This is a genomic window from Devosia sp. GW821-FHT12F11 (assembly GCF_058806655.1).
On sequence record NZ_JBXAPX010000004.1, the window covers coordinates 67,157 to 85,971 of the forward strand.

The 18,815-nt window shown below is 64.9% G+C and carries 24 protein-coding genes and 1 tRNA gene; 12 read left to right on the forward strand and 13 right to left on the reverse strand.

What is annotated here, in order from left to right; all coding sequences use genetic code 11:
* Window positions 1–144 precede the first annotated feature (144 nt).
* The gene (cysE, locus tag AC1ROK_RS13125; protein ID WP_492847529.1) at window positions 145–969 is read right to left on the reverse strand and encodes a serine O-acetyltransferase; all 825 of its coding nucleotides are present in this window, start codon (window positions 967–969) and stop codon (window positions 145–147) included.
* 101 nt (window positions 970–1,070) lie between these two features.
* Window positions 1,071–1,829, reverse strand: coding sequence for an alpha/beta fold hydrolase (locus tag AC1ROK_RS13130; protein WP_492847531.1), 759 nt, complete (start codon window positions 1,827–1,829; stop codon window positions 1,071–1,073).
* Between the two features lie 212 nt (window positions 1,830–2,041).
* Here AC1ROK_RS13130 and AC1ROK_RS13135 point away from each other — a divergent pair, with 212 nt between their 5' ends.
* From AC1ROK_RS13135 to AC1ROK_RS13145, 3 genes are all read left to right on the forward strand, one after another.
* A complete protein-coding gene (locus AC1ROK_RS13135; protein ID WP_055882046.1) occupies window positions 2,042–2,287 on the forward strand; it encodes a zinc-finger domain-containing protein in 246 nt (81 codons plus the stop codon).
* A gap of 8 nt (window positions 2,288–2,295) precedes the next feature.
* A complete protein-coding gene (locus AC1ROK_RS13140; protein WP_492847534.1) occupies window positions 2,296–3,537 on the forward strand; it encodes an FAD-dependent monooxygenase in 1,242 nt (413 codons plus the stop codon).
* Between the two features lie 70 nt (window positions 3,538–3,607).
* Window positions 3,608–4,951: a TCR/Tet family MFS transporter gene (locus AC1ROK_RS13145; protein ID WP_492847536.1), complete on the forward strand. Its 1,344-nt coding sequence runs from the start codon at window positions 3,608–3,610 to the stop codon at window positions 4,949–4,951.
* Window positions 4,952–5,007: 56 nt separating this feature from the next.
* Here AC1ROK_RS13145 and gnd read toward each other — a convergent pair whose 3' ends face one another.
* Window positions 5,008–6,426: an NADP-dependent phosphogluconate dehydrogenase gene (gene gnd, locus AC1ROK_RS13150; protein ID WP_492847538.1), complete on the reverse strand. Its 1,419-nt coding sequence runs from the start codon at window positions 6,424–6,426 to the stop codon at window positions 5,008–5,010.
* A 187-nt stretch (window positions 6,427–6,613) separates the two neighbouring features.
* On the opposite strand from gnd, the gene AC1ROK_RS13155 reads away from it, so the two are divergent.
* The 3 genes from AC1ROK_RS13155 (at window position 6,614) to AC1ROK_RS13165 (ending at window position 8,762) form a co-directional block, all read left to right on the forward strand.
* A complete protein-coding gene (locus AC1ROK_RS13155; RefSeq protein ID WP_492848367.1) occupies window positions 6,614–7,393 on the forward strand; it encodes a glucose 1-dehydrogenase in 780 nt (259 codons plus the stop codon).
* Complete coding sequence (locus tag AC1ROK_RS13160) at window positions 7,362–7,922, forward strand: gluconokinase (protein WP_492847540.1); 561 nt, start codon at window positions 7,362–7,364, stop codon at window positions 7,920–7,922. Before AC1ROK_RS13155 ends, AC1ROK_RS13160 begins: the two co-directional genes overlap by 32 nt.
* Before the next feature lie 102 nt (window positions 7,923–8,024).
* A complete protein-coding gene (locus tag AC1ROK_RS13165) occupies window positions 8,025–8,762 on the forward strand; it encodes a hypothetical protein (RefSeq protein WP_492847542.1) in 738 nt (245 codons plus the stop codon).
* Here AC1ROK_RS13165 and AC1ROK_RS13170 read toward each other — a convergent pair.
* Together AC1ROK_RS13170 and AC1ROK_RS13175 are read right to left on the reverse strand one after the other, a co-directional pair.
* Window positions 8,759–9,271: a methylated-DNA--[protein]-cysteine S-methyltransferase gene (locus tag AC1ROK_RS13170; protein WP_492847544.1), complete on the reverse strand. Its 513-nt coding sequence runs from the start codon at window positions 9,269–9,271 to the stop codon at window positions 8,759–8,761. The two genes, AC1ROK_RS13165 and AC1ROK_RS13170, sit on opposite strands and share 4 nt — an antisense overlap.
* 55 nt (window positions 9,272–9,326) lie before the next feature.
* Complete coding sequence (locus tag AC1ROK_RS13175; RefSeq protein WP_492847546.1) at window positions 9,327–9,890, reverse strand: TetR/AcrR family transcriptional regulator; 564 nt, start codon at window positions 9,888–9,890, stop codon at window positions 9,327–9,329.
* 66 nt (window positions 9,891–9,956) lie between these two features.
* Here AC1ROK_RS13175 and AC1ROK_RS13180 point away from each other — a divergent pair, with 66 nt between their 5' ends.
* The gene (locus AC1ROK_RS13180; protein WP_492847548.1) at window positions 9,957–10,484 is read left to right on the forward strand and encodes a dihydrofolate reductase family protein; all 528 of its coding nucleotides are present in this window, start codon (window positions 9,957–9,959) and stop codon (window positions 10,482–10,484) included.
* Window positions 10,485–10,561: 77 nt separating this feature from the next.
* Here the strand turns inward: AC1ROK_RS13180 and AC1ROK_RS13185 are convergent, their stop codons facing one another.
* The 5 genes from AC1ROK_RS13185 to AC1ROK_RS13205 form a co-directional block, all read right to left on the reverse strand.
* Complete coding sequence (locus AC1ROK_RS13185) at window positions 10,562–10,939, reverse strand: immunity protein CdiI family protein (protein WP_492847550.1); 378 nt, start codon at window positions 10,937–10,939, stop codon at window positions 10,562–10,564.
* Window positions 10,940–11,142: 203 nt separating this feature from the next.
* Complete coding sequence (locus AC1ROK_RS13190; protein ID WP_492847552.1) at window positions 11,143–11,493, reverse strand: DUF1304 domain-containing protein; 351 nt, start codon at window positions 11,491–11,493, stop codon at window positions 11,143–11,145.
* An 83-nt stretch (window positions 11,494–11,576) separates the two neighbouring features.
* Window positions 11,577–11,759 (reverse strand): CsbD family protein, encoded by a 183-nt coding sequence (locus AC1ROK_RS13195; RefSeq protein ID WP_492847554.1) that lies wholly within the window; start codon window positions 11,757–11,759, stop codon window positions 11,577–11,579.
* 97 nt (window positions 11,760–11,856) lie between these two features.
* Entirely contained in the window at window positions 11,857–12,627 is a 771-nt protein-coding gene (locus tag AC1ROK_RS13200) for a MerR family transcriptional regulator (RefSeq protein WP_492847556.1), read from the reverse strand.
* Between the two features lie 88 nt (window positions 12,628–12,715).
* Window positions 12,716–12,889 carry a hypothetical protein gene (locus AC1ROK_RS13205; RefSeq protein ID WP_492847558.1) on the reverse strand — a complete coding sequence of 58 codons (174 nt, stop codon included), beginning with the start codon at window positions 12,887–12,889 and terminating at the stop codon, window positions 12,716–12,718.
* 49 nt (window positions 12,890–12,938) lie between these two features.
* On the opposite strand from AC1ROK_RS13205, the gene AC1ROK_RS13210 reads away from it, so the two are divergent.
* Window positions 12,939–13,301, forward strand: coding sequence for a hypothetical protein (locus AC1ROK_RS13210; RefSeq protein ID WP_492847560.1), 363 nt, complete (start codon window positions 12,939–12,941; stop codon window positions 13,299–13,301).
* Here AC1ROK_RS13210 and AC1ROK_RS13215 read toward each other — a convergent pair.
* Both AC1ROK_RS13215 and AC1ROK_RS13220 read right to left on the reverse strand, forming a co-directional pair.
* Window positions 13,298–13,774 (reverse strand): hypothetical protein, encoded by a 477-nt coding sequence (locus AC1ROK_RS13215; RefSeq protein ID WP_492847562.1) that lies wholly within the window; start codon window positions 13,772–13,774, stop codon window positions 13,298–13,300. The genes AC1ROK_RS13210 and AC1ROK_RS13215 overlap by 4 nt on opposite strands.
* Entirely contained in the window at window positions 13,771–14,058 is a 288-nt protein-coding gene (locus tag AC1ROK_RS13220) for an ASCH domain-containing protein (protein WP_492847564.1), read from the reverse strand. The genes AC1ROK_RS13215 and AC1ROK_RS13220 overlap by 4 nt, the downstream gene beginning before the upstream one ends.
* A 597-nt stretch (window positions 14,059–14,655) precedes the next feature.
* Between AC1ROK_RS13220 and AC1ROK_RS13225 the strand changes: the two genes are divergently transcribed.
* The 3 genes from AC1ROK_RS13225 (at window position 14,656) to AC1ROK_RS13235 (ending at window position 17,717) form a co-directional block, all read left to right on the forward strand.
* On the forward strand, window positions 14,656–15,678 hold the full coding sequence (locus AC1ROK_RS13225) for a tetratricopeptide repeat protein (protein ID WP_492847566.1): 1,023 nt from the start codon (window positions 14,656–14,658) through the stop codon (window positions 15,676–15,678).
* Window positions 15,679–15,831: 153 nt separating this feature from the next.
* On the forward strand, window positions 15,832–17,028 hold the full coding sequence (locus AC1ROK_RS13230; protein ID WP_492847568.1) for a YcaO-like family protein: 1,197 nt from the start codon (window positions 15,832–15,834) through the stop codon (window positions 17,026–17,028).
* Window positions 17,025–17,717, forward strand: a complete 693-nt coding sequence (locus AC1ROK_RS13235; RefSeq protein ID WP_492847570.1) for a TfuA-like protein — start codon at window positions 17,025–17,027, stop codon at window positions 17,715–17,717. The genes AC1ROK_RS13230 and AC1ROK_RS13235 overlap by 4 nt, the downstream gene beginning before the upstream one ends.
* Before the next feature lie 36 nt (window positions 17,718–17,753).
* Here the strand turns inward: AC1ROK_RS13235 and AC1ROK_RS13240 are convergent.
* Window positions 17,754–17,839: transfer RNA gene (locus AC1ROK_RS13240), tRNA-Leu, on the reverse strand.
* An 85-nt stretch (window positions 17,840–17,924) separates the two neighbouring features.
* On the opposite strand from AC1ROK_RS13240, the gene AC1ROK_RS13245 reads away from it, so the two are divergent.
* Window positions 17,925–18,806, forward strand: coding sequence for an alpha-1,2-fucosyltransferase (locus AC1ROK_RS13245; protein ID WP_492847572.1), 882 nt, complete (start codon window positions 17,925–17,927; stop codon window positions 18,804–18,806).
* Window positions 18,807–18,815: the final 9 nt, after the last annotated feature.

Consider the following 18,815-nt stretch of genomic DNA (forward strand, 5'->3'; position numbering starts at 1 on the left):
GCGGCTCCTTCAAGGGCATTCGCGAGGGTCGATTTGGGATCGCCACAATAGGCATTGCGCCCCGGCGGGCAATCCCGCGCCATGCATTTTTCCGCGATGAAGGGCGCAAAATGCGGGCGGCGGGCCCGCCGGTTCGCGGCAGAATCAGCCGGTGAGGTCCTGCACCACTGCCAACTGGTCCATCACTGACGCCGGATGCGGCGTGCCCGCCTCGCCAATGATCCGCGCCGGAACGCCGGCGACGGTCACCCTCGGCGGGACTTCCTTGACCACCACGGAGCCCGCGCCGATGCGCGCGCAGTCGCCCACCCGGATATTGCCCAGCACCACAGCGTGGGCGCCGATCAGTACGCCATTGCCGATCTTGGGGTGGCGATCTTCCTCGGACTTGCCCGTACCGCCCAGCGTCACGCCCTGCAGGATCGAGACATTGTCACCGATCGTGGCGGTCTCGCCGACCACGAAGCCGGTGGCGTGGTCGAGCATGATGCCCTTGCCGATGCGCGCCGCCGGATTGATGTCGACCTGGAACACCGCGCTCGAGCGGCTCTGCAGGTAGAGCGCGAAATCCTTGCGGCCCATCAGCCACAGCGCATGCGCGAAGCGGTGCGTCTGGATGGCGTGAAAACCCTTGAAATAGAGAAAGCAATCGACCGCCTTGTGCAGTGCCGGATCGCGCTCCAGCGTTGCCGCGAGATCGGCGCGCGCCTCGAGCCCGATCTCCGGGCGCGCCTCGAGCGCCTCGCGGAACGCTTGGCGGATGAGGTCGGCGGAAACGTCGGGATGGTCGAGCCGCTCTGCCAGCCGGTGGGCCAGCGCATCCTCGAAGCCGTCGTGGTTGAGCACGTTGGAATAGAGCAGGTTGGTGAGCGAGGGTTCAGTAGCAACCACCTGGCGGGCGCCCGAAACCACTGCGTCCCACACCGGGTCCATGGCCGTGACATTGGCCGTTCTTAAATTCGTGCTCATAACGCTCTCCATCGGCGGATGCCGATATAAGCCAAAACGTGCTCCGATACCAACCCATAGCGCACAGATTGGTTCGCGGCCGCTGAACTCGCGCTGAATGGTTACTCCTGGGCGTGCCGCGCGAGGAATTCCAGTGCCGCCGCCTTGAACTGCTTATCGCCCGTCGCGCGCATGTGATCGCGCCGCTCGATGGTGAAGGCTTCGCCCTGCGGCAGCAGCGCCGCGAGCCCCGCAGCCGACCCGGCCATGTCGTCGTCGCTGCCGACCGCGACCAGCACCGGCTGGCTGATACGCCGGACATCGGCCTCGCGCATCGGTTCGCGCGAGTTGACCATACAGGCCGCGAGTGCCGCGCGGTCGGCCTTGTTGTGATCGGCAAAGATGCGGAACTGCCGGCCGGTGCGCCCGGTCACCTGGTCGAGCGACTCGGCGGTCAACGCCGAGATGATCTCCTCGCTGTCCTCGAGCCCGGAGATCAGGTTGAGCCCCATGCCGCCCCATACGGCGCAGCTGACCGCATCAGGCTCTTGCAGCATCAGATAGGCGGCAATGCGGGCGCCCATCGAGTAGCCCATGATCGGCGCCCTCACGATGCCGAGGTGGTCCAGCAGGCGCTTGGCGTCCCTTGCCATCTCATGGGCGAAGTAGAGCTGCGCGTCGTAGAGTTTTCGGGAGGCGCCGTGGCCGCGATTATCGAAGGTGATCGGCTGGTAGCCGGCCCCCACCAGTGTCTCCACCCAGCCGGTGTCGATCCAGTTGACCTTCCCCGACGAGCCAAAGCCGTGGATCAGGAGGATCGGCTTGCCCTCACCATGCACTTCATAGGCGATGGAGATTCCGGCGGAGCTGAACTGGGACAAGGGAACGGCCTTTCGATTGGGGCGCTGGTTTAGCAAGCACTAGCGGCTTGTCCAAGCTCATCCATGTGAGCGTCTCCCTCCCTCTTGCGGGGAGGGGACAGGGGTGGGGGTGCTCTTCCCGCACCAGAGCGTCCAACACGCACACCGCGACGCTTGGCTTCCCGCCCTCCCCCCGCTATGTTCCGGCCGAATTCGAACCCGAGGACCACCCGATGGCGCACGAGAGCACCCCGCACTTCCACAATACCCAGGGTCTGCCGCGCATCGAGGTCGGCTCCAAGGAGTTCATGTGTGTCGGCGCCCTGCCCCCGTTCGATCACCCGCACATCTATATCGACATGGGCAAGGACAACGAGACGGTCTGCTCGTACTGCTCGACGCTCTACGTGTTCAACCCGCAGCTGGCGCCCGGCACCTCCGAGCCGCTCTCCGCGGTGTATCACTCCGAAGCCGCCTGATTTCCCCGATGTCCGGCAACGGACGTACCGTCTACATCGCGGGCGCCGGCATTGCCGGCATGACGCTGGCGTTGGCGCTGGCCAAGTTCGGCGCGACCGTCGTGGTGCTCGAGCGCAACGCTAAGGTGCAGGAAGTCGGCGCCGGCCTGCAGGTCAGCCCCAATGCGCGCAAGATCCTCAATCGGCTGGGCCTCGACAAGGCGCTGGCCGCGAAGGCGTTCGAGCCCGAGGGGATCGACGTCTGTCCCTATGGCGCGAACCATCCGCTGCTGACGCTGGAACTCGGCCAGGTGATGGAGCAGCGCTTCGGTGTGCCGTATGCCGTGATGCACCGCGCCGATCTCGCCGAAGTGCTGTACCGGGCGTGCAAGCGCTTCGCCAATATCGACCTGCTGTTTGGCGTACGGGCCTACGATGTGGTGAGCCATTCGCGCGGCGTCTCCGTCACGGTTGATGAGGCCGACGGCAAGTCGCGCTCAGCCCGGGCTTTCGCCTTCATCGGCGCCGACGGTGTCAACTCGCGTACCCGTATGGGCGTGCTGATGGGCCCCGAGGCCACGTATTCCGGCATGGTCGCCTGGCGCATCACGCTCGGTCAGTCGGCGCTCGACGGCGTTCTGGCGCCGGACCGCACGAGCCTGCTCTGGGGTCCGGGCTATCATGCCGTAACCTACCCGTTACCGCACCGTCACCAGGTCAACGTCGCGCTGTTCGCCAAATCCAAGGCCGCACGCACTTTTGGCGCCGAGCCGCCACGCGCGCCGGACCTGCCCTGGGCGGCGCTGAAGAGCCGGCAGTTCGCCGCTATCCGCGAAGCCGCCGGCGATGAGTGGGGTTATTGGCCGGTCTCCACCGTCACCACGCCGACCTGGTCGGAAGGCGGTGTCGGCCTCATCGGCGATGCCGCACACGCCATGCTGCCGTTCCAGGCCCAGGGCGCCGCCATGGCCATCGAGGATGCCGCCATCCTCGCGCCGCTGCTGATGACCGAAGCCGACGCCGAGTCGGCGCTCCGCCGCTACGCTGCGCTGCGCCAGCCGCGCGTCGAGCGGGTGCGAAAACTCTCAACCTCCAACGGCTTCGCCTTCCATCTGGAGTGGCCGTTCACGCTCGCCCGTAACGCCGTAGTGAAACTGCAGGGCCCACGGGGGCATCTGAAGCGCCTCGGCTGGCTCTACGGCTACGACGCCGCGCCCGATCCCGAGGGGTTGCCCTCGGCGCCGCGCCCGCCGCGGCAGGATGTCCACTAACCCCTTGGCGCTTGCCTTCGTCGAAGGCGATGTGTCAACTGCCGCTCCAAATTGGGAATAGTCGCCCCGCATGCCTGTTTCTCCGCAATCCAATCTCACGCTCGCCTGCGTGCTCATCACCATCTTCCTGGATATGCTGGGCTACGGCATCATCCTGCCGGTGCTGCCGCAACTGATCGGCCAGCTCTCGGGCGGCAGCGTTGCACAGGCCGCGGTGATCGGCGGCTATCTGGTTTTCGCCTATTCGCTGATGCAGTTCCTGTTCGGTCCTGCGCTCGGCAACCTCTCAGACCGCTTCGGCCGCCGCCCGATCATCCTGATCGCACTGGCGGGGCTGACCATCGACTACACCATCATGGGCTTTGCCAACTCGATGGTGCTGATCTTCATCGGCCACACCATCGCCGGCATCTCCGGCGCCTCGGTGGCGACGGCAACCGCCTACATCGCCGACATCACTCCGCGCGAGAAGCGCGCCCACCGCTTCGGGCTGATCGGCGCCGCCTTTGGCCTCGGCTTCATTTTCGGCCCGGTTATCGGCGGCCTGCTTGGCGAACTGGGACCGCGCTGGCCGTTCTACGCAGCGGCTGTTCTCGCCGGAGCCAACCTGCTGTTCGGCTTCTTCGTGCTCCCCGAGAGCCTCGCCAAGGACAAGCGCCGCAAGTTCGATATCCGCCGCGCCAACCCGTTCGGCGTGCTGTGGAGCTTGAGCAAGAACCCCGTGGTGCTCTGGCTTATGGGTTCGCTGGGCATGTTCGTGCTTGCCAGCCAGTCTTTCCCGTCGGTGTGGAACTTCTTCACCATCGAAGTGCTGAACTTCTCTTCCGCCCAGATCGGCGTCGCATTGGGATGTTTCGGCCTGGGCTTCGCCGCGAGCCAAGCCCTGCTGGTCGGCCTCTTGACCAAGCGCATCGGCGAGTGGTCCACCGTGCTGCTCGGCATGCTGGCGGCCGCGATCGCCTTCATCGGCACGGCTTCTATCCACTCCGAAATCCCGCTCTACTTCTTCCTGATCTTCGGCTCGCTCGCCGGTGTCGCGGGGCCGGCGATCAACTCGCTGATGTCGCGCCAGGTGCCTGACGATGCGCAGGGCGAGTTGCAGGGCGCCATCAACGCCACCAACTCGCTGGCCTCGATTCTCGGACCCCTGCTGGCAACGCAGCTGTTCAGCCACTTCACGCAAGGCCAACCCGGCACGCCGGGCTATTTCCCGGGCGCACCGTTCCTTGGCGCCGGCATCCTGGTGATCGTTGCAGCACTGCTGTTCATCTACACCGTGCGCCGCTTCGACCTGATGCACCGCCCGCGCGTGGCCAAGAAAGAGCACATCCACGAGATGGCCCAGCCCGGCCAGCAACAGACCCCGCCGCACGACGAGAACGGCGATCCGATCGAACGTCCCGCCGGTCAGTAGCACAAACGAGAATCCCCGCTTTCGCGGGGATTTCTCTTTGGTGCGGTGGGTGGTGCTTACTTCCCCAGCGTCGATGGCCACTTGCCGTGCTGCTCGCCTTCGCGATCAGTGAGGATGAAGCCGTGCGCGCCGAAGAAATCGCGCTGCCCCTGTGTCAGGTTCGCCGTGCCCTGGGCTTGGCGGTAGCTGTCGAAATAGGCCAGCGAGGCGCTGAGGCAGATCAGCGGGAATTCGCCGATGGCGCCTGCCGCGACGATCTTGCGCAACGACTTATGCGCGTCCTGCATGATGGTGACGAAGTCGGGCACCATCAGCAGGTTGGTGGCGCCGCCCTTGGCGTAAGCCGCCGACATCTGGTCGAGGAAGCGAGAGCGGATGATGCAGCCGGCGCGCCAGATCTTGGCAATAGTGGCGAGCGGCAGGTTCCAGCCGAACTCCTCCGAGGCCTTCGACAGCACGGCAAAGCCCTGCGCATAGGAGACGATCTTGCCTGCCAGCAGCGCCTTTTCGAGCTCGGCCAGCGATACATCGGCCTTGCCGGCAGACGGCTTGCCGTACACCGCCTCGGCCGCGACGCGCTCATCCTTGCGCGACGAGATCGAGCGCGCCGCCACGGCGCCCTCGATGGCGGTGGCCGGCACGGCCAGCTGCTGCGCCGCGATGGCGGTCCAGGTGCCGGTGCCCTTCTGGCCCGCCTTGTCGAGGATCAGCTCGACCAGGGGCTTGCCGGTCTTGGGCTCGATCGCCTCGAGCACGTAACCGGTGATCTCGATCAGGTAGGAGTTCAGCGGCCCCTGGTTCCAGTCCTTGAACACCTTTGACGCGGCAGCCGGGTTCATCCCCAGCCCGTCACGCATTACGCCATAGGTTTCGGCGATCATCTGCATGTCGCCATACTCGATGCCGTTGTGGATCATCTTGACGAAGTGGCCCGCTCCGCCCTCGCCGAGATAGGCGCAGCACGGCTCGCCGTTGAACTTGGCCGAGATCGCCTCGAGGATCGGCTGGGCGTTCTTCCACTGCTGCTCGGGACCGCCGACCATGATCGACGGGCCATGGCGCGCGCCCTCCTCGCCACCGGAGACGCCGATGCCGAGAAAGCCGATATTCTTGGATTTCAGATACTCGTAGCGCCGCTGGCTGTCGGTGTAGAGCGAGTTGCCGCACTCGAGAATAGCATCGCCCGCTTCGAGATGCGGCAGCAGCTGCTCGATCATCTCGTCGACCGGCTTGCCGGCCTTGACCATGATGATGATGGAGCGCGGCCGCTTCACCGACTGGATGAACTGCACCAGGTCGGCTTCCGGCACGACCTTCTGATCGAGCCCCTGCTCTTTCGCCATCGCGACGAAATCATCGATCTTCGAGGCAGTGCGGTTGTGGACCGCGATGGTGTAGCCGTTCTCGGCGATGTTGAGCGCCAGATTGGAGCCCATTACTGCGAGCCCGATCAGGCCGATATCGGCAGACGCCATCATTATCTCCATTGGGAGTCATTAGGATTTCTTTGCGCGGCTTTTTGGCACGGGCGACGCCCGAATGCCACCCCATCGGAGCCCTGACCCACCTGCCCTGTGCACGTTCCTCACCACGAAGGTCTCTTGGTCTTACCAAGCCGCGCGTCATCTACTAGTCTCGCGCCGCCTGAGCCTGGGAGGGGCACTGACTTTGGACTCGATTTCTCTATTCAATCTGAGCGGCAAGCGCGCTCTGGTCACTGGTTCGAGCCGCGGCATCGGCTTCGGCATCGCTGCCGCGCTCGCCGGCGCCGGCGCCGAGGTGATCCTCAACGGCCGCGACCCGGCAGCCCTCGGTGATGCCGCGTCGCGTCTCGCTGACGACGGCGCGCTGAACGTCAAGGCGCTGGCCTTCGACGTCACCAGCGAGGACAGCGTCGAGGACGCCATCGCTCACGCCGAGACCGAAATCGGCCCCATCGACATCCTCGTCAACAATGCCGGCATGCAGCACCGTGCGCCGCTCGAGGAATGGCCGCTCGAAAAATTCAAGCAGGTCATCGACACCAACCTGACTTCGGCCTTCATCGTCGGCCGGGCCGTGGCGCGCGGCATGATCGCGCGCAAGAGCGGCAAGATCATCAACATCTGCTCGGTGATGAGCAACCTCGCCCGCCCCTCGATAGCCCCCTACGCGGCGAGCAAGGCGGCGATCGCCAACCTGACCCGCGGCATGGCGGTCGATTGGTCCAAGCACGGCCTCAACGTAAACGGCATCGCTCCCGGCTACATCCGCACCGAGCTCAATGAGGCGCTGCTGAAGAACCAGGAATTCAACTCCTGGGTCGAAAAGCGCACGCCGATGGGTCGCTGGGGCGAGCCGGCCGAACTGGGCGGCGCCGCCATCTTCCTCGCCTCCGAGGCTTCCACCTTCGTCAACGGACACATTCTTTATGTCGACGGCGCCTTCACTGCCACCGTTTGAGAACGCCCGCATCATCATCGCCATGGGGGTGTCGTCGTCGGGCAAGTCGGCGACCGGCGCGGCCATAGCGCGGCGGCTGCACGCCCCGTTCCTCGATGGCGACGGTTACCACCCGCCTGCCAACAAGGAGAAGATGCGTAACGGCATCCCGCTCACCGACGAAGACCGCTGGCCCTGGCTGGAGACGCTGGCCGGCGCGCTGCATGAAGCGGCCGAGCAGAAGGGCGTCGCGGTCGGCGCCTGCTCTGCGCTGAAGCGCGCCTATCGCGATTTCCTCACCGAGAAGGCGGGCGAGCCGATCCTCTTCGTCTTCCTCGACGGCGACATCGATACGATCCGCAAACGCATCGAGGCCCGCAACCACGAGTTCATGAGCCCAAAGCTGCTCGACAGCCAGTTCGCGACGCTGGAGCGGCCGGACCCCGACGAGAACGTGCTGGCCGTCTCGGTTGAGGATCCGATCGAAACCGTCGCCGGCAAGGTGGTGAAGCAGCTGGGGCACCTGAAGGTCTTCAAGCGCGGACAGTAGCCGGCAGGTTGCCGCCATCCTTGCATTCCTCGCCAATTACGAAAGGCTGCCTTCACGGCTCTACGCTAGCATCGTGCCGACGAGCTATGCTGCGAGGCGGACATGTCGGGGCGCGATCTGGTACGCGATGTGCGAAGCACGGCGAAACCGTCAGCCGTCCAGGGCAGGCGGCTCGGCATCGTCGATCTCGCAGTCACCGTGCTGGCCGTCGTCGCCGTCGGCAGCCTGGCCTATTTCGGCTACGTGGCATGGTTCAGCCCCCACGCGCCACAACCACCTGCGGCGCCACCGGCCCAGTTCGTCGCCTCCGCCGACACAGCACTGACCTGGACTGATGAGGATACCGCGCGCTGCCGCGCCAAGGCGCGTGCGGTAAGCGACGACGAGATGCCGGCGGACGCCGTCCTCGCCAACCGTGCTGTGACCGACGGCTTCGGGCCGATGGCCACGATGATCGAGTGCCGCATCGCCACCAAGAGCATGCGCTTCTGCGACCCCAGGCAGAAGGCGGCCCTGGTCGCGATGATCAACGACTACCTCGCGCGCGTCGACATGATCCGGCTTGGCATGGGCGTGCAAGGCGCGCCAATGGCCGTGCTTGGCGAGATGTTCGGCGGGGAAATCGAAGCCGGTTCCGGCGTCTACGAGATCGAGAAGGACGGAACCTTCGCGTTCATGCAGGTCTACCACGCGCGGATTGCCGCCGCGCTGCAACGGCTGGGCCGCGACGGCCTCGTCTCCGCTACTGACTTCGCGACCTTCATGGGCGGTGGCATCCCCGCGACGATCGCCGAGCTCTTCGATGGCGTCGTACCGGAGCGCCAAGCCTGCGGTGCCTAGAACCCGAACGAAAACTGCCCGGTCGGCGAAGCGGCTCTTTCCAGCGCCAGCATTTCCATCTTGGCCCTGACGCCGCCCGGCGAGGAGAAGCCGCCGGTGCGGCCGTCGGCGGCCAGCACCCGGTGGCACGGCACGATCAGCGGGATCGGGTTGGCGCCCATCGCGGCGCCCACCGCCCGCGACAGCGCCACATTGCCGAGCCAGCGGGCGATGGCGCCATAGGTGGTGGTCTCGCCCCAGGCGAGTTCGCGGATGTGCTCGTAAATGCGACGGTTGACCTCAGGCGCCCGCGACAGGTCGAGCGCGACATCGGCGAAATTATCGTTCGCCCCCTCGGCATAGGCGAGGATCCGCGCAGCGACCTCCGCCTGGCCACCGGCGTCTTCGACGCCTCCAGCCTTCTCGAGCCGCGCCCGCATTTCCTCAGGGGTATCGCCGGGCAGCAGCACGCGCGAAATCCCGGCATCGGTCCAGCCGATCGCCATAGGGCCTAAAGCGGTGTCGAGCATGCGATAGTGCATGCGGAGAATGTAGTGGTGGTTCGCGCCGGAATGAACCCGAAAACTACGAAATGCCCGTTACCGTCAGCCATTCGCGCATCTCGCGCCTGAGGAAGCCGCGCAGCGTCCCCTCGCGCGAAAACCCCCACCACAGCACCGCACCCTGCCACTGGCTGGCCATCAGCCGGCCCAGCAGTTCCTGCCGCACCGGATCCTGGCTGAGCCGCCGGCCGAGCGCGCGGGTCATCGCCTGGTTCCACGCCACGCCGCGGGCCCGCAGCACCGGATCGCGAAAATCCTCGCGCAGCAGCAGCAGGCCCTGCGCCGCCTCGTCGCCGGCGCCATACCCCGCCGACAACCGGACCAGCAGCGCGATCGCCCCTTCCGCGCTGACCGGATGGCTCGCATCGGCGCCGGCAACGCTGAGATCGAGCTGATCCCACATCCACAGCAAAGCCGCTCGCAACAGCGCCTCGCGGTTGCCATAACGCTGCACCAGTGTCGCCGGCGACAGGCCCGTGGCAGCCGAAGCCGAGGCGAAGGTCAGGCCAGCCGGGCCCTCGCGCGACACCAGCCCCGCCACCGCCTCAACAACGTCCTCGTCTGAAATCTTGCGGGGTCTGGACATGGCTTCCAATATAAACGAATGTTCGTTTATAAATGGCTTACACCAGCGCCAACAAGGAGATTCGTCATGGCCCGCATCGTCGGATACATCGCTTCGAGCCTCGACGGCTTCATCGCCGACCCCGGCGAGTCCCTCACCTGGCTCACCCAGCGCACCGATATGCAGCTGGGCGAGTTCGACTACAACCTGTTTATCAAGCGCATTCGTACCGTAGTGATGGGCCGCGGTACCTATGACTGGCTGGTGCGTGAGAACATCCCGTGGCCCTATGGCGAGCAGCGCGTCATTGTCGTCACCTCGCGCCCCCTGCCCTCGCCGATCGGCGCACTCGAAACCCGCACCGACATCGACACCCTGGTCGCCGAACTGCGCGCGCTCGACGACGGCGACGTCTGGATGCTCGGCGGCGGCCAGTTGCAGATGGCGTTCATGGAACGCGGCGCACTCGACGAGATCGAGATCTACGTCATCTCGCAACTGCTCGGCGGCGGCTTCCCGCTCTTTCCGGCCACCGGCTTCGAAAAGCGCCTGAAGCTTCTGTCATCCAACATGTTGGGCACCGGCTGCGTGCGACTGCATTACAGCTTTGAGTGAGCGCAAAATCCCAGCCCCACACTCTACGTCATGCGGTACGGACGCAGGATGGGTCGATCTCACACAGGCCCATCACGCTAGATCGGCTCGCTCTCCAGCACGATTTCCCACTTGTCGCCGAGCGCGATCTGGATTTCCGAGACGAGGAACGGCAGCAGCGCATTGAACTCGTTGCGGTCGCGCTCGGATATCCGCCAGGTCGGGTCGTTCGGGTTGTCCCAGTTGACCTGCCGGTCGTAGAGTTCGTTGAGCCGCGTCAGTCGGCGGATGATGTCGTTGGAGAACCCCCAGAAGCCGATCTCGGTGGCGTGGCCGTCGACGAACAGCGGGGCCAGCCCGTGGCTGACCATGCCGAAATCGACCAGGAACACCACCTGCTTCACCGTGGATCGCGCCCCAGTTTGCGGAGGCTCCCGGGCCGCTTCCGGCGCCTCGTCCGCCCACGCGACTGACACTGTCTTGCTCGAGGTCATAGGACCTCCACCATGTGCCGGAAATAGGGCGGCACTGCCCTCGGTCGGAGGCGTGGCCTCCGCTTCAACTCCAGATAGCTCACTGTCTATGGCCCCTCAGATCCGTCCGCAGGAGCAAGGTTAGCCAGTTCGCCTCACGTGAGCAATTTTTGCCCAACCGAGTATCCACCTGCTTGTGCAAAAGCTCAGGCGAGCCACACGGCAACTAGCGCCACAACAGCGGGAATTGTCTGTATGAACAAGATCTTGCGGCCGACGGTGACAGCCCCGAACACACCTGCCACCGCAACGCACAGCAGGAAGAAGATCTTGATCGGATCGCCGGCCTCGCCCAGCCAGATGCCCCAGATCAGCCCCGCCGCGAGGAATCCGTTATAGAGTCCCTGGTTGGCCGCGAGCGTCTTCGACTCGGCCGCAAAGGCCGGCGTCGTGCCGAACGCCTTGATCCCCTGCGGCTTGTCCCAGAGGAAAATTTCGAGGATCAGGATGTAGATGTGAATGAGGGCGATGACGCCCGTCAGAATGCTGCCGATCATGCCCGCGACTCCGTGCTGAATGCTCGGAGCCTAATGCAAAAGGCCGCCCGGTGGGCGGCCTTCTGGGCGAGCGGAGCCGCAGCTCAGTGCTTGAGCGCGTCGCGCGCTGCTTCCTTCACCTTACCGGCGGCCTTCTGGACCGTCCCTTCGACCTTGTCGGCGGCGCCATCGGCCTGCAGCTTGCGGTCGCCGGTGGCCTTGCCGATGGCGTCCTTGACGTTGCCGCGCGCCTGCTTGGCCGCGCCCTTGATCTCGTCCTTGTGCATTTCCCGGTCTCCCTGGGGGTTAGCGTTCGGGGCGGATAATGCGGGCCGGACGCCAAACGTTCCGGCCGCCGGACGAATTAATCCGGCGGCCGGATTGTTACCCTTGCCGGTTGGCGTAGACCTTCATCGAACCCGACAGGTACTCGGCGAACCCCGGCTCGATCGTCTCGTAGCGGGCGATGAAATCGGGGTGCTGGAGGTAAAGGTCGGCAAGGCCGGCATAGGCCTCAGGCGGGCATGGCTTGCCCCACATCTGAGACACCCACGCCCGATGCCGCCCGAGCAGCGGATCGAGGCTGGGCGACCCCATCGGCACGCCACGGCGCAAGCCCTCGGCGAGGCCTTGTTCCATGTCGTGCAGCTCCTGGTTGAGCTCAAGCCTTTCCGCTTCCGACAGGCTCTCGTACTTGCGCTTGCTGAGCGCAATGCGCTCCGGCATATCGCCGCCATACTGCTCCACCAGCCAAGCCTCGTATTCGGCCTGCCTGTCGGGCGAGATGCCCTCGTACAAATCCGCGTTTCTCATCGCGCGATCTCCTTCCAGACTGGCGATCGTGCGGTCGATCGTCCTGACGAGTTGGGCATAGCGCTTGGCCTCCTCGCTCAACCGTTCGCGCTGCAGGCGCAACGCCTGCAACCGGTCGAAGCCGGGCGCATCGAGGATGGCGCCGATCTCCGAAAGCGGAATGCCGAGTTCTCGATGCAAGAGGATCTGCTGCAACCGCAGCAGTTCCTCCTGTCCGTAGTAGCGATAGCGGTTCTGCCCGGTGAACGCGGGCCGCAGAAGACCGATCCGGTCGTAGTGGTGCAGCGCCCGGACCGATACTCCGGAAAGCCTCGCAACCTCTTTGACCGTCAGTGTTTTCATCGCACGCGTTCTCCGCGGGATAAGGGGATAGTCCCTGACGCTACGTGAGGGTCAATATCGATTTGCGCAGAAGCTGCGACGCCAAGCTTCACCCCGCGTCAACCAGCCCTCCGGCAATCGCCGAGAAATGTGGAAACTCGGTATTTCGTCGGCCGTTCCTCCCCTTCAGATTACGAGCGCTTTCAGGAAGAGTTGCAGACTTTTCCTCCTCGGACTTGATCCGGGGATCGAAAGCGCGACCAGGATGGAAGACCTTGAGCATTTCGACGGCTCTTGAAACGGCGAAATACCCTGAGTGTCTGCGAGGTGAAATGGGCCAACGGATCGACATTCAGGACTTGCTCGTCTGGGCCTTTCGCCACCAGTCGGTGGAGACCGCGGCAGGCGCCGATCCGGACGCGCTGACGGTTTACTGGGCGGTGCTCGCCCTGCCTGTACCGCATGCCACGGTGATCCGCCGCTTCGCCCGCGAGGCGCGCCGCCCCGATTGGCACGCCGCCCATACCCGCTGCGTTTCGCTCGACGGTGTCCGCCGGTCGCGCCGACTCTACACCGAATGGGTCCGGGCCTTGGTGGTGCTGCAACGGACGCTAGAGGGATCGGTCGGCCGCTTTACCGTCACTGGCCCCAACCTCGACGACCAGCCCTGGCTACGCGAGCGGCTGCAGGCCTAGTTGCACTGCTGCACCAGCCGCGACAACGCGGTGGATGAGCCGGTGAGGCCGAAGGTATGGATCGGGTAGCGGCCGTCGGCATCGACGACGCTCAGACCCTCGCCCGATTTCAGCAGCGCCATCAGCGGTCCATTCGCCGGCACGCTCCCGGCGAACATCCCATCCATTGCCTCGTAGCGCATCGACAGCCGCTGCGTGGAGACGCCGACGGTGAAATCGACATCGTTGACTTCGTCTTCTTCGGGAGAGCGCTCGGCGCCTGCTGCGAGGTCGTAGCGAATGTACACTTCGCCGGCCGAGCAGGTGAGAAACAGGTAGGAATCCGGCCGATCGGTGGCGCAGGCGGAAACCGTGAACACCAGTCCGCCCTCATCCTCCTGCGCCCCCGCCGTCCAGGTCTCGCAGGCCTCCTCGGCCGCTGCCGGCAGCGCCCCGAGCAGTAGTGTCGCGACGACCAGCGCGAGCCGCATCATGGCGCTTCGCCCAGATAGCTGACCTCGATTCGCTGGAACAGCGGACCTTCCTTCATCGTGCCGAGCCACTTGTTGAATTCGGCAACATCCTTGAAACCCGCCTTCTTCGCATCCGCTTCGGTCACGGCGGATGGCGACATGTCGTCGATCCGGCCGATCTGCAGCAACCCCACCTTGGTCTTCAGCGTCCCGCCGGGCTTCACCGTCGGACGGGTCCAGCGCCGGAACTGCAGCGTGATCTCGCCACGTTTGATCGCCTCCAGCACCTCGAGCTTCAGCAGCATACGTCATTCCTCCAAGGCTGGTGCAGGCGATGGGGCTCAGGACCCAGGAGCTTTCCGAACCCGGCGCCGCGGGCTCTGCAGAACGCTCCGACACCCCCCTGCCCGCTCAAGCCTTCCGATGTCCGGCGGGCCGGTGTCAAGGTCGCAGCCGCGCAGCGCGAACGGCCCAAGGACCGCCTGTGTTCTCGGACCGGGGCTTCGCGCAGCCTGCCTCTGGCCGGAAGCCGCAGCCCGATCAGCTGTCGGAGGCTCGCATCTGTGAACCGGCTCGGCGATGCAGCGGCAAATCTGCAATAGTTCCAGATATCGTCGTCTCGGTGCTTCCGCGGGCAAGAAATAGCGGCTACGGTCGGGACCAGGAGACGGCCATTCAATTCAATCGGATTTCCTGATGTGAGAGCTGACCTGTCACAGTCCCCGGGAACAGTTGCGGAACGAGCGACCAGCACTATTCCTCGACTTCTGATTGTTCCGCCGCGCCACAGCTCGCCGCTGGTTGACGTACAAGATCACAAGATCGCGCTGTCGCTGGTCACTGATGTTACGCTCAGCCTCTGCAGGAGCCGCCTCTACGAGGTAATCGCGCCACACTCGGCAATGAAGCTGACGAACGGCCCAATCTGGGAAGAGATGCTCCCCGCCGACTACGTCGTTCTGACTGACGTGGTTCTGTGCCAGCGAGAACTGCCATTTGCGTTGATGAGCATCGACGTGGTCGCAACCGGCCCTGGCCGGCGCATCTATCGCAGTGAGGTCGAGCTGCGCTCTGGTGCGCTGCAGGGCATCCATGACAGTTTTTGCGCGGTACTCGCCGATAAGATCTGCGGCGAAATCGGCGCATACGAGTTGCAGCAATACCGACGTACGGGCGCCGCATCGGCATATGTCCACTACCTGATCGCCATGCAAAGGCGGGATCGCAACGATCTCAACTCCTTGCTTCGGGCACAGAAGTCGCTGGAGCGCTCGATACAGTTGTCGCCGGACTTTGCACCGGCGCTGGCCCAACTGGCGCGGACCAAGACACTGGAATGGCTGGAGCGCGGCAGTGCAGACCGCACGCTGCTGCACGACGCTCGGCATCTGGCGCAGCGCGCCTACAGCTATGAACCGAACGACAGCGCCGGCCTGCGCGAGATCGGCCACGCCACCCTGTACCTGCATGACCTCGCCGGCGCCCGTGAGCTTTTCGAGGCGGCCCATGAGTTCGCCCCGAACCATGCTGACCTGCTTGTCGACCAGGCAGACGTTCTCACCCATCTGTCCCGGCACGATGAAGCCGAAGCCAAGATCTCCCGGGCTCTTTCCCTCAATCCGCTGGCCCCGGACGACTATTACTGGATCGCTGGAGCCGTCAGCTTCTTCCGGGGCGAATACCAGCAGGCCCTGACGAGACTGTCGGCGATGGAGTCCCCGGGGCTGGCGCTACGCCTGATGGCGGCCTCTGCGGCGATGCTGAACGACAAACAGGCTGCGGCAGCATACCGAGAGCAAGCGTTGGCCCGGGATCCCGGGTTCACGGTTGAGAAGTGGCAAAGCCTCTATCCGGCCCCTAATCCGGACGACACGGCGCACTATCTCAACGCATTGCTTTTGGCTGGCTTCTCTCGCCACGCCTAAACCCTATCTTAATTCGATTGTAGGCCTCCTGCCGTGTCATCAGGAGGATTGCAATTGAACACTTCATCCGCTTCGCCGAAGGTCGCCCCGATTGCCAAGGCACTGCCGGCCCTGCCCCGAATTCCCAGCCGCAAGTTTTTCCGGCAGTAATCGGTGGACGGCGCCGTTTCGACGCCGTCAAGCTGGTTTGAATATGGCGAACGCAATACGCCGGCCGCACTGACCGTTGAGCGGTTGCGGCCGCATCTTGCCTCGCTCGGCATTACCCGACTGGCGCGCCAGACCGGCCTCGACCGTATTGGCATACCCTGCTTCTCAGCAATTCGGCCCGCTGGACTGACGCTTAGCGTCAGCCAGGGAAAGGGGCGCGACGATGCCGGCGCCATGGCATCGGCGCTGATGGAGGCTGCCGAGTTCGCCATTGCGGAACGATCGGAGGTTCCTGCGCGGCTTGCCGCTGCCGATGCACTTCGGCTGGCCGGCGAGAGCTACTACGATGCGGCCCGCCTGCTGCCAGCCGATCGGCCGCTGTCTACCGGCGCCCCGATCCGATGGCTGCGGGGAAGCACTTGGCCGCGCAATGAGACGATCTGGATCCCCCGCGACGCCCTGACGATCGGCCAGGAGGCCGCCGACCTGCCGGAGGTTGGCCGGAGCACCAATGGCCTTGCCTCCGGCAATACCACCGAGGAAGCCCTGTTTCACGCCATCTGCGAGTTGGTGGAGCGAGACGCCACCTCTTTGTGGTCGCTGCTGCCCGATGCTGCGAGGCTCGCGACGGAGTTCCCGATCGAGACCGTCGATGATGCCGTGATCAGGGCATTCGGCAAACAGATCCAGGACGCCGACCTCGAACTTCGGCTGTTCGACCAAACCACGAACCTCGGCGTTCCGTGCGTCATGGCAGTGATCAGCGAGCGCGCCTCCGACAACGCCAGATTGTTCGATATCGCCGCGGGTTATGGCTGCCACCCGACAGGAACCCGCGCCATTGGCCGCGCCATCACCGAAGCGGCGCAGACCAGGATTACCAACATCGCGGGCGGGCGGGACGACTTCCTGCCTGCCGAGTATTTCGAGCAGGCGGACGAGTCGATTGCGTTCCTGGAGCATCGCGGCCCAGGCCAGGCCCAGGCCCCCGTTTGGCTGCCCCCTGATACGCCGTTGCCGCAACTGCTCGAGCAGTTGGCGGAGCGCATTGGGCCGACCGCCGAGATCGTCTGGAGCGAACTGGGCGGCGCCCCCTACGGCATCTCGGTGGTGCGGGCGCTTTCCGCGGTACTCGAGGACAGGGAAACCAACGTCAATTGGTCACCGGGTCGACGGGCACTCGAGGTGCTGGCGCTATGAGGGTGCTGTTCGTCGGGCCGTCGCTCTACGGCGAAACGCCGGATCTGACCGGCATCACCGTCCGCCCTCCGGCCAAGCAAGGTGACATCGCCCAGGCCGTCCTCGACGGCGCCGAGGCCATCGGCCTGGTCGATGGTTTTTTCGATGCCGTGGCAGCGCCATGGCACAAGGAAATCCTCTTCGCCCTGGAACGCGGCGTAACCATGCTTGGTTCGTCCTCGATGGGGGCGCTTCGCGCCGCCGAATGCGCAGCGTTTGGCATGGTTCCCATCGGCGAAATCGCCCAGGCATATTGTAGCGGGGCTCTCGACGATGACGCTGCGGTTGCGATTTCCCACGGCCCGGAAGAACTCGGCTATCCCCCCTTGACTGAGCCCCTGGTCAACGTGAAGCCGACGCTTGATCGGTTGCGCAACCGGCAGTTCATCTCGGAGCCGGAACAGCTGCGCATCTGGGACAGAGCCTGCCGGCTCTATTTCAAGGACCGCTCGCTGGAAGCCCTGCTCCCCTCCGAGGAGCGCCGGGAAATCCTTGCCGCCTATCGCGAGCACCGGGTCAACCGCAAGGCCGAGGATGCGCTGCTGCTGGTCGCCGAGCTGCAGCGTTGTGCGGTACAGAGCAACCCGCTCCCGGCAGAGCCGCAGCCTTCGTTCTTTTCGAGGCACATCCTCCCCGGAATGCTCGAGTGACGCTGGTTGCGTTCGACGAGCGTTCCGATCTCTGAGTGGTGCGGGCGGTGGGACTCGAACCCACACGGGGATACCCCCTCCGGATTTTAAGTCCGGTATGTCTACCATTCCATCACGCCCGCGGCTGCTGAGCACTGCCACATCGGCTCGGACACTGACAACCACACAATTTCCGTACATAGTCGTTCCGAGGCAAAGGGGTGCACTGTGTTCAACGCGCGACCGAACCTGGTCGGGGTCAGCATCTATGGCGGCCTCGGGAACCAGATGTTCCAGTATGCCGCCGGGTTGACCCTTTCGGAGCGGCTCGGAGCCGGGCTGTGTTTCGATATCCGCCATTACGAGCGCAAGGATCGTGGCGACCGCCGCCTCGGCCTGCGCGACTTTGGCATCGAGTTGCAATCGGCCCGGGTGCCGCCATTCAAGCTCGGCCGACGTGTCGCCACTGCGCTGCGGCTGCTGCCCGACCCATTTCGCGGCGGCACGCGTCTCGTCAGCGTCGAGGGATTCGATCCAGAGTTCCTGGAACTCACCGCCCCCGCCGCCTTGTCCGGCTTCTTCCAATCCTGGCACTATTTCGAGGGGCACGAGGCCTCGGTTCGCCAAGCCTTCGACGTCAAAAGGCTCGCAACGCCGCGCACCGCCGAACTCGCCGCAGAGATCGCGGCAGCCAAGAACCCTGTCGCCGTTCATATCCGGCGTGGCGACTACACCGACTCGCCCGAGACAGTCGCCTTTTTCGGCCTGCTCCACGCCGACCACTACTTCGCCGCGAAATCCGCGCTGGAGGCGAGAGTCGAGGAGCCCACCTACTTCCTGTTCAGCGACGATGTCGAGATCGCCAAGGCCGAACTGGCGGGCTGGCCGGGGTTGCGACCGGTGACGGGCTTCTCGGGCTACGAGGATATGTTCCTCATGTCCTCGTGCCGGCATTTCATCATCGCGAACTCGACCTTCAGCTGGTGGGCCGCGTGGCTTGGCGCGGCGTCGGACAAGCTGGTCATCGGCCCCCGGCAATGGTTCGGGCCGGCCTACCCGCATCCGGTCGATCCGACCGATCGCTCACCGCCGGGCTGGCTTCTGGTCTGAACCGTCAGT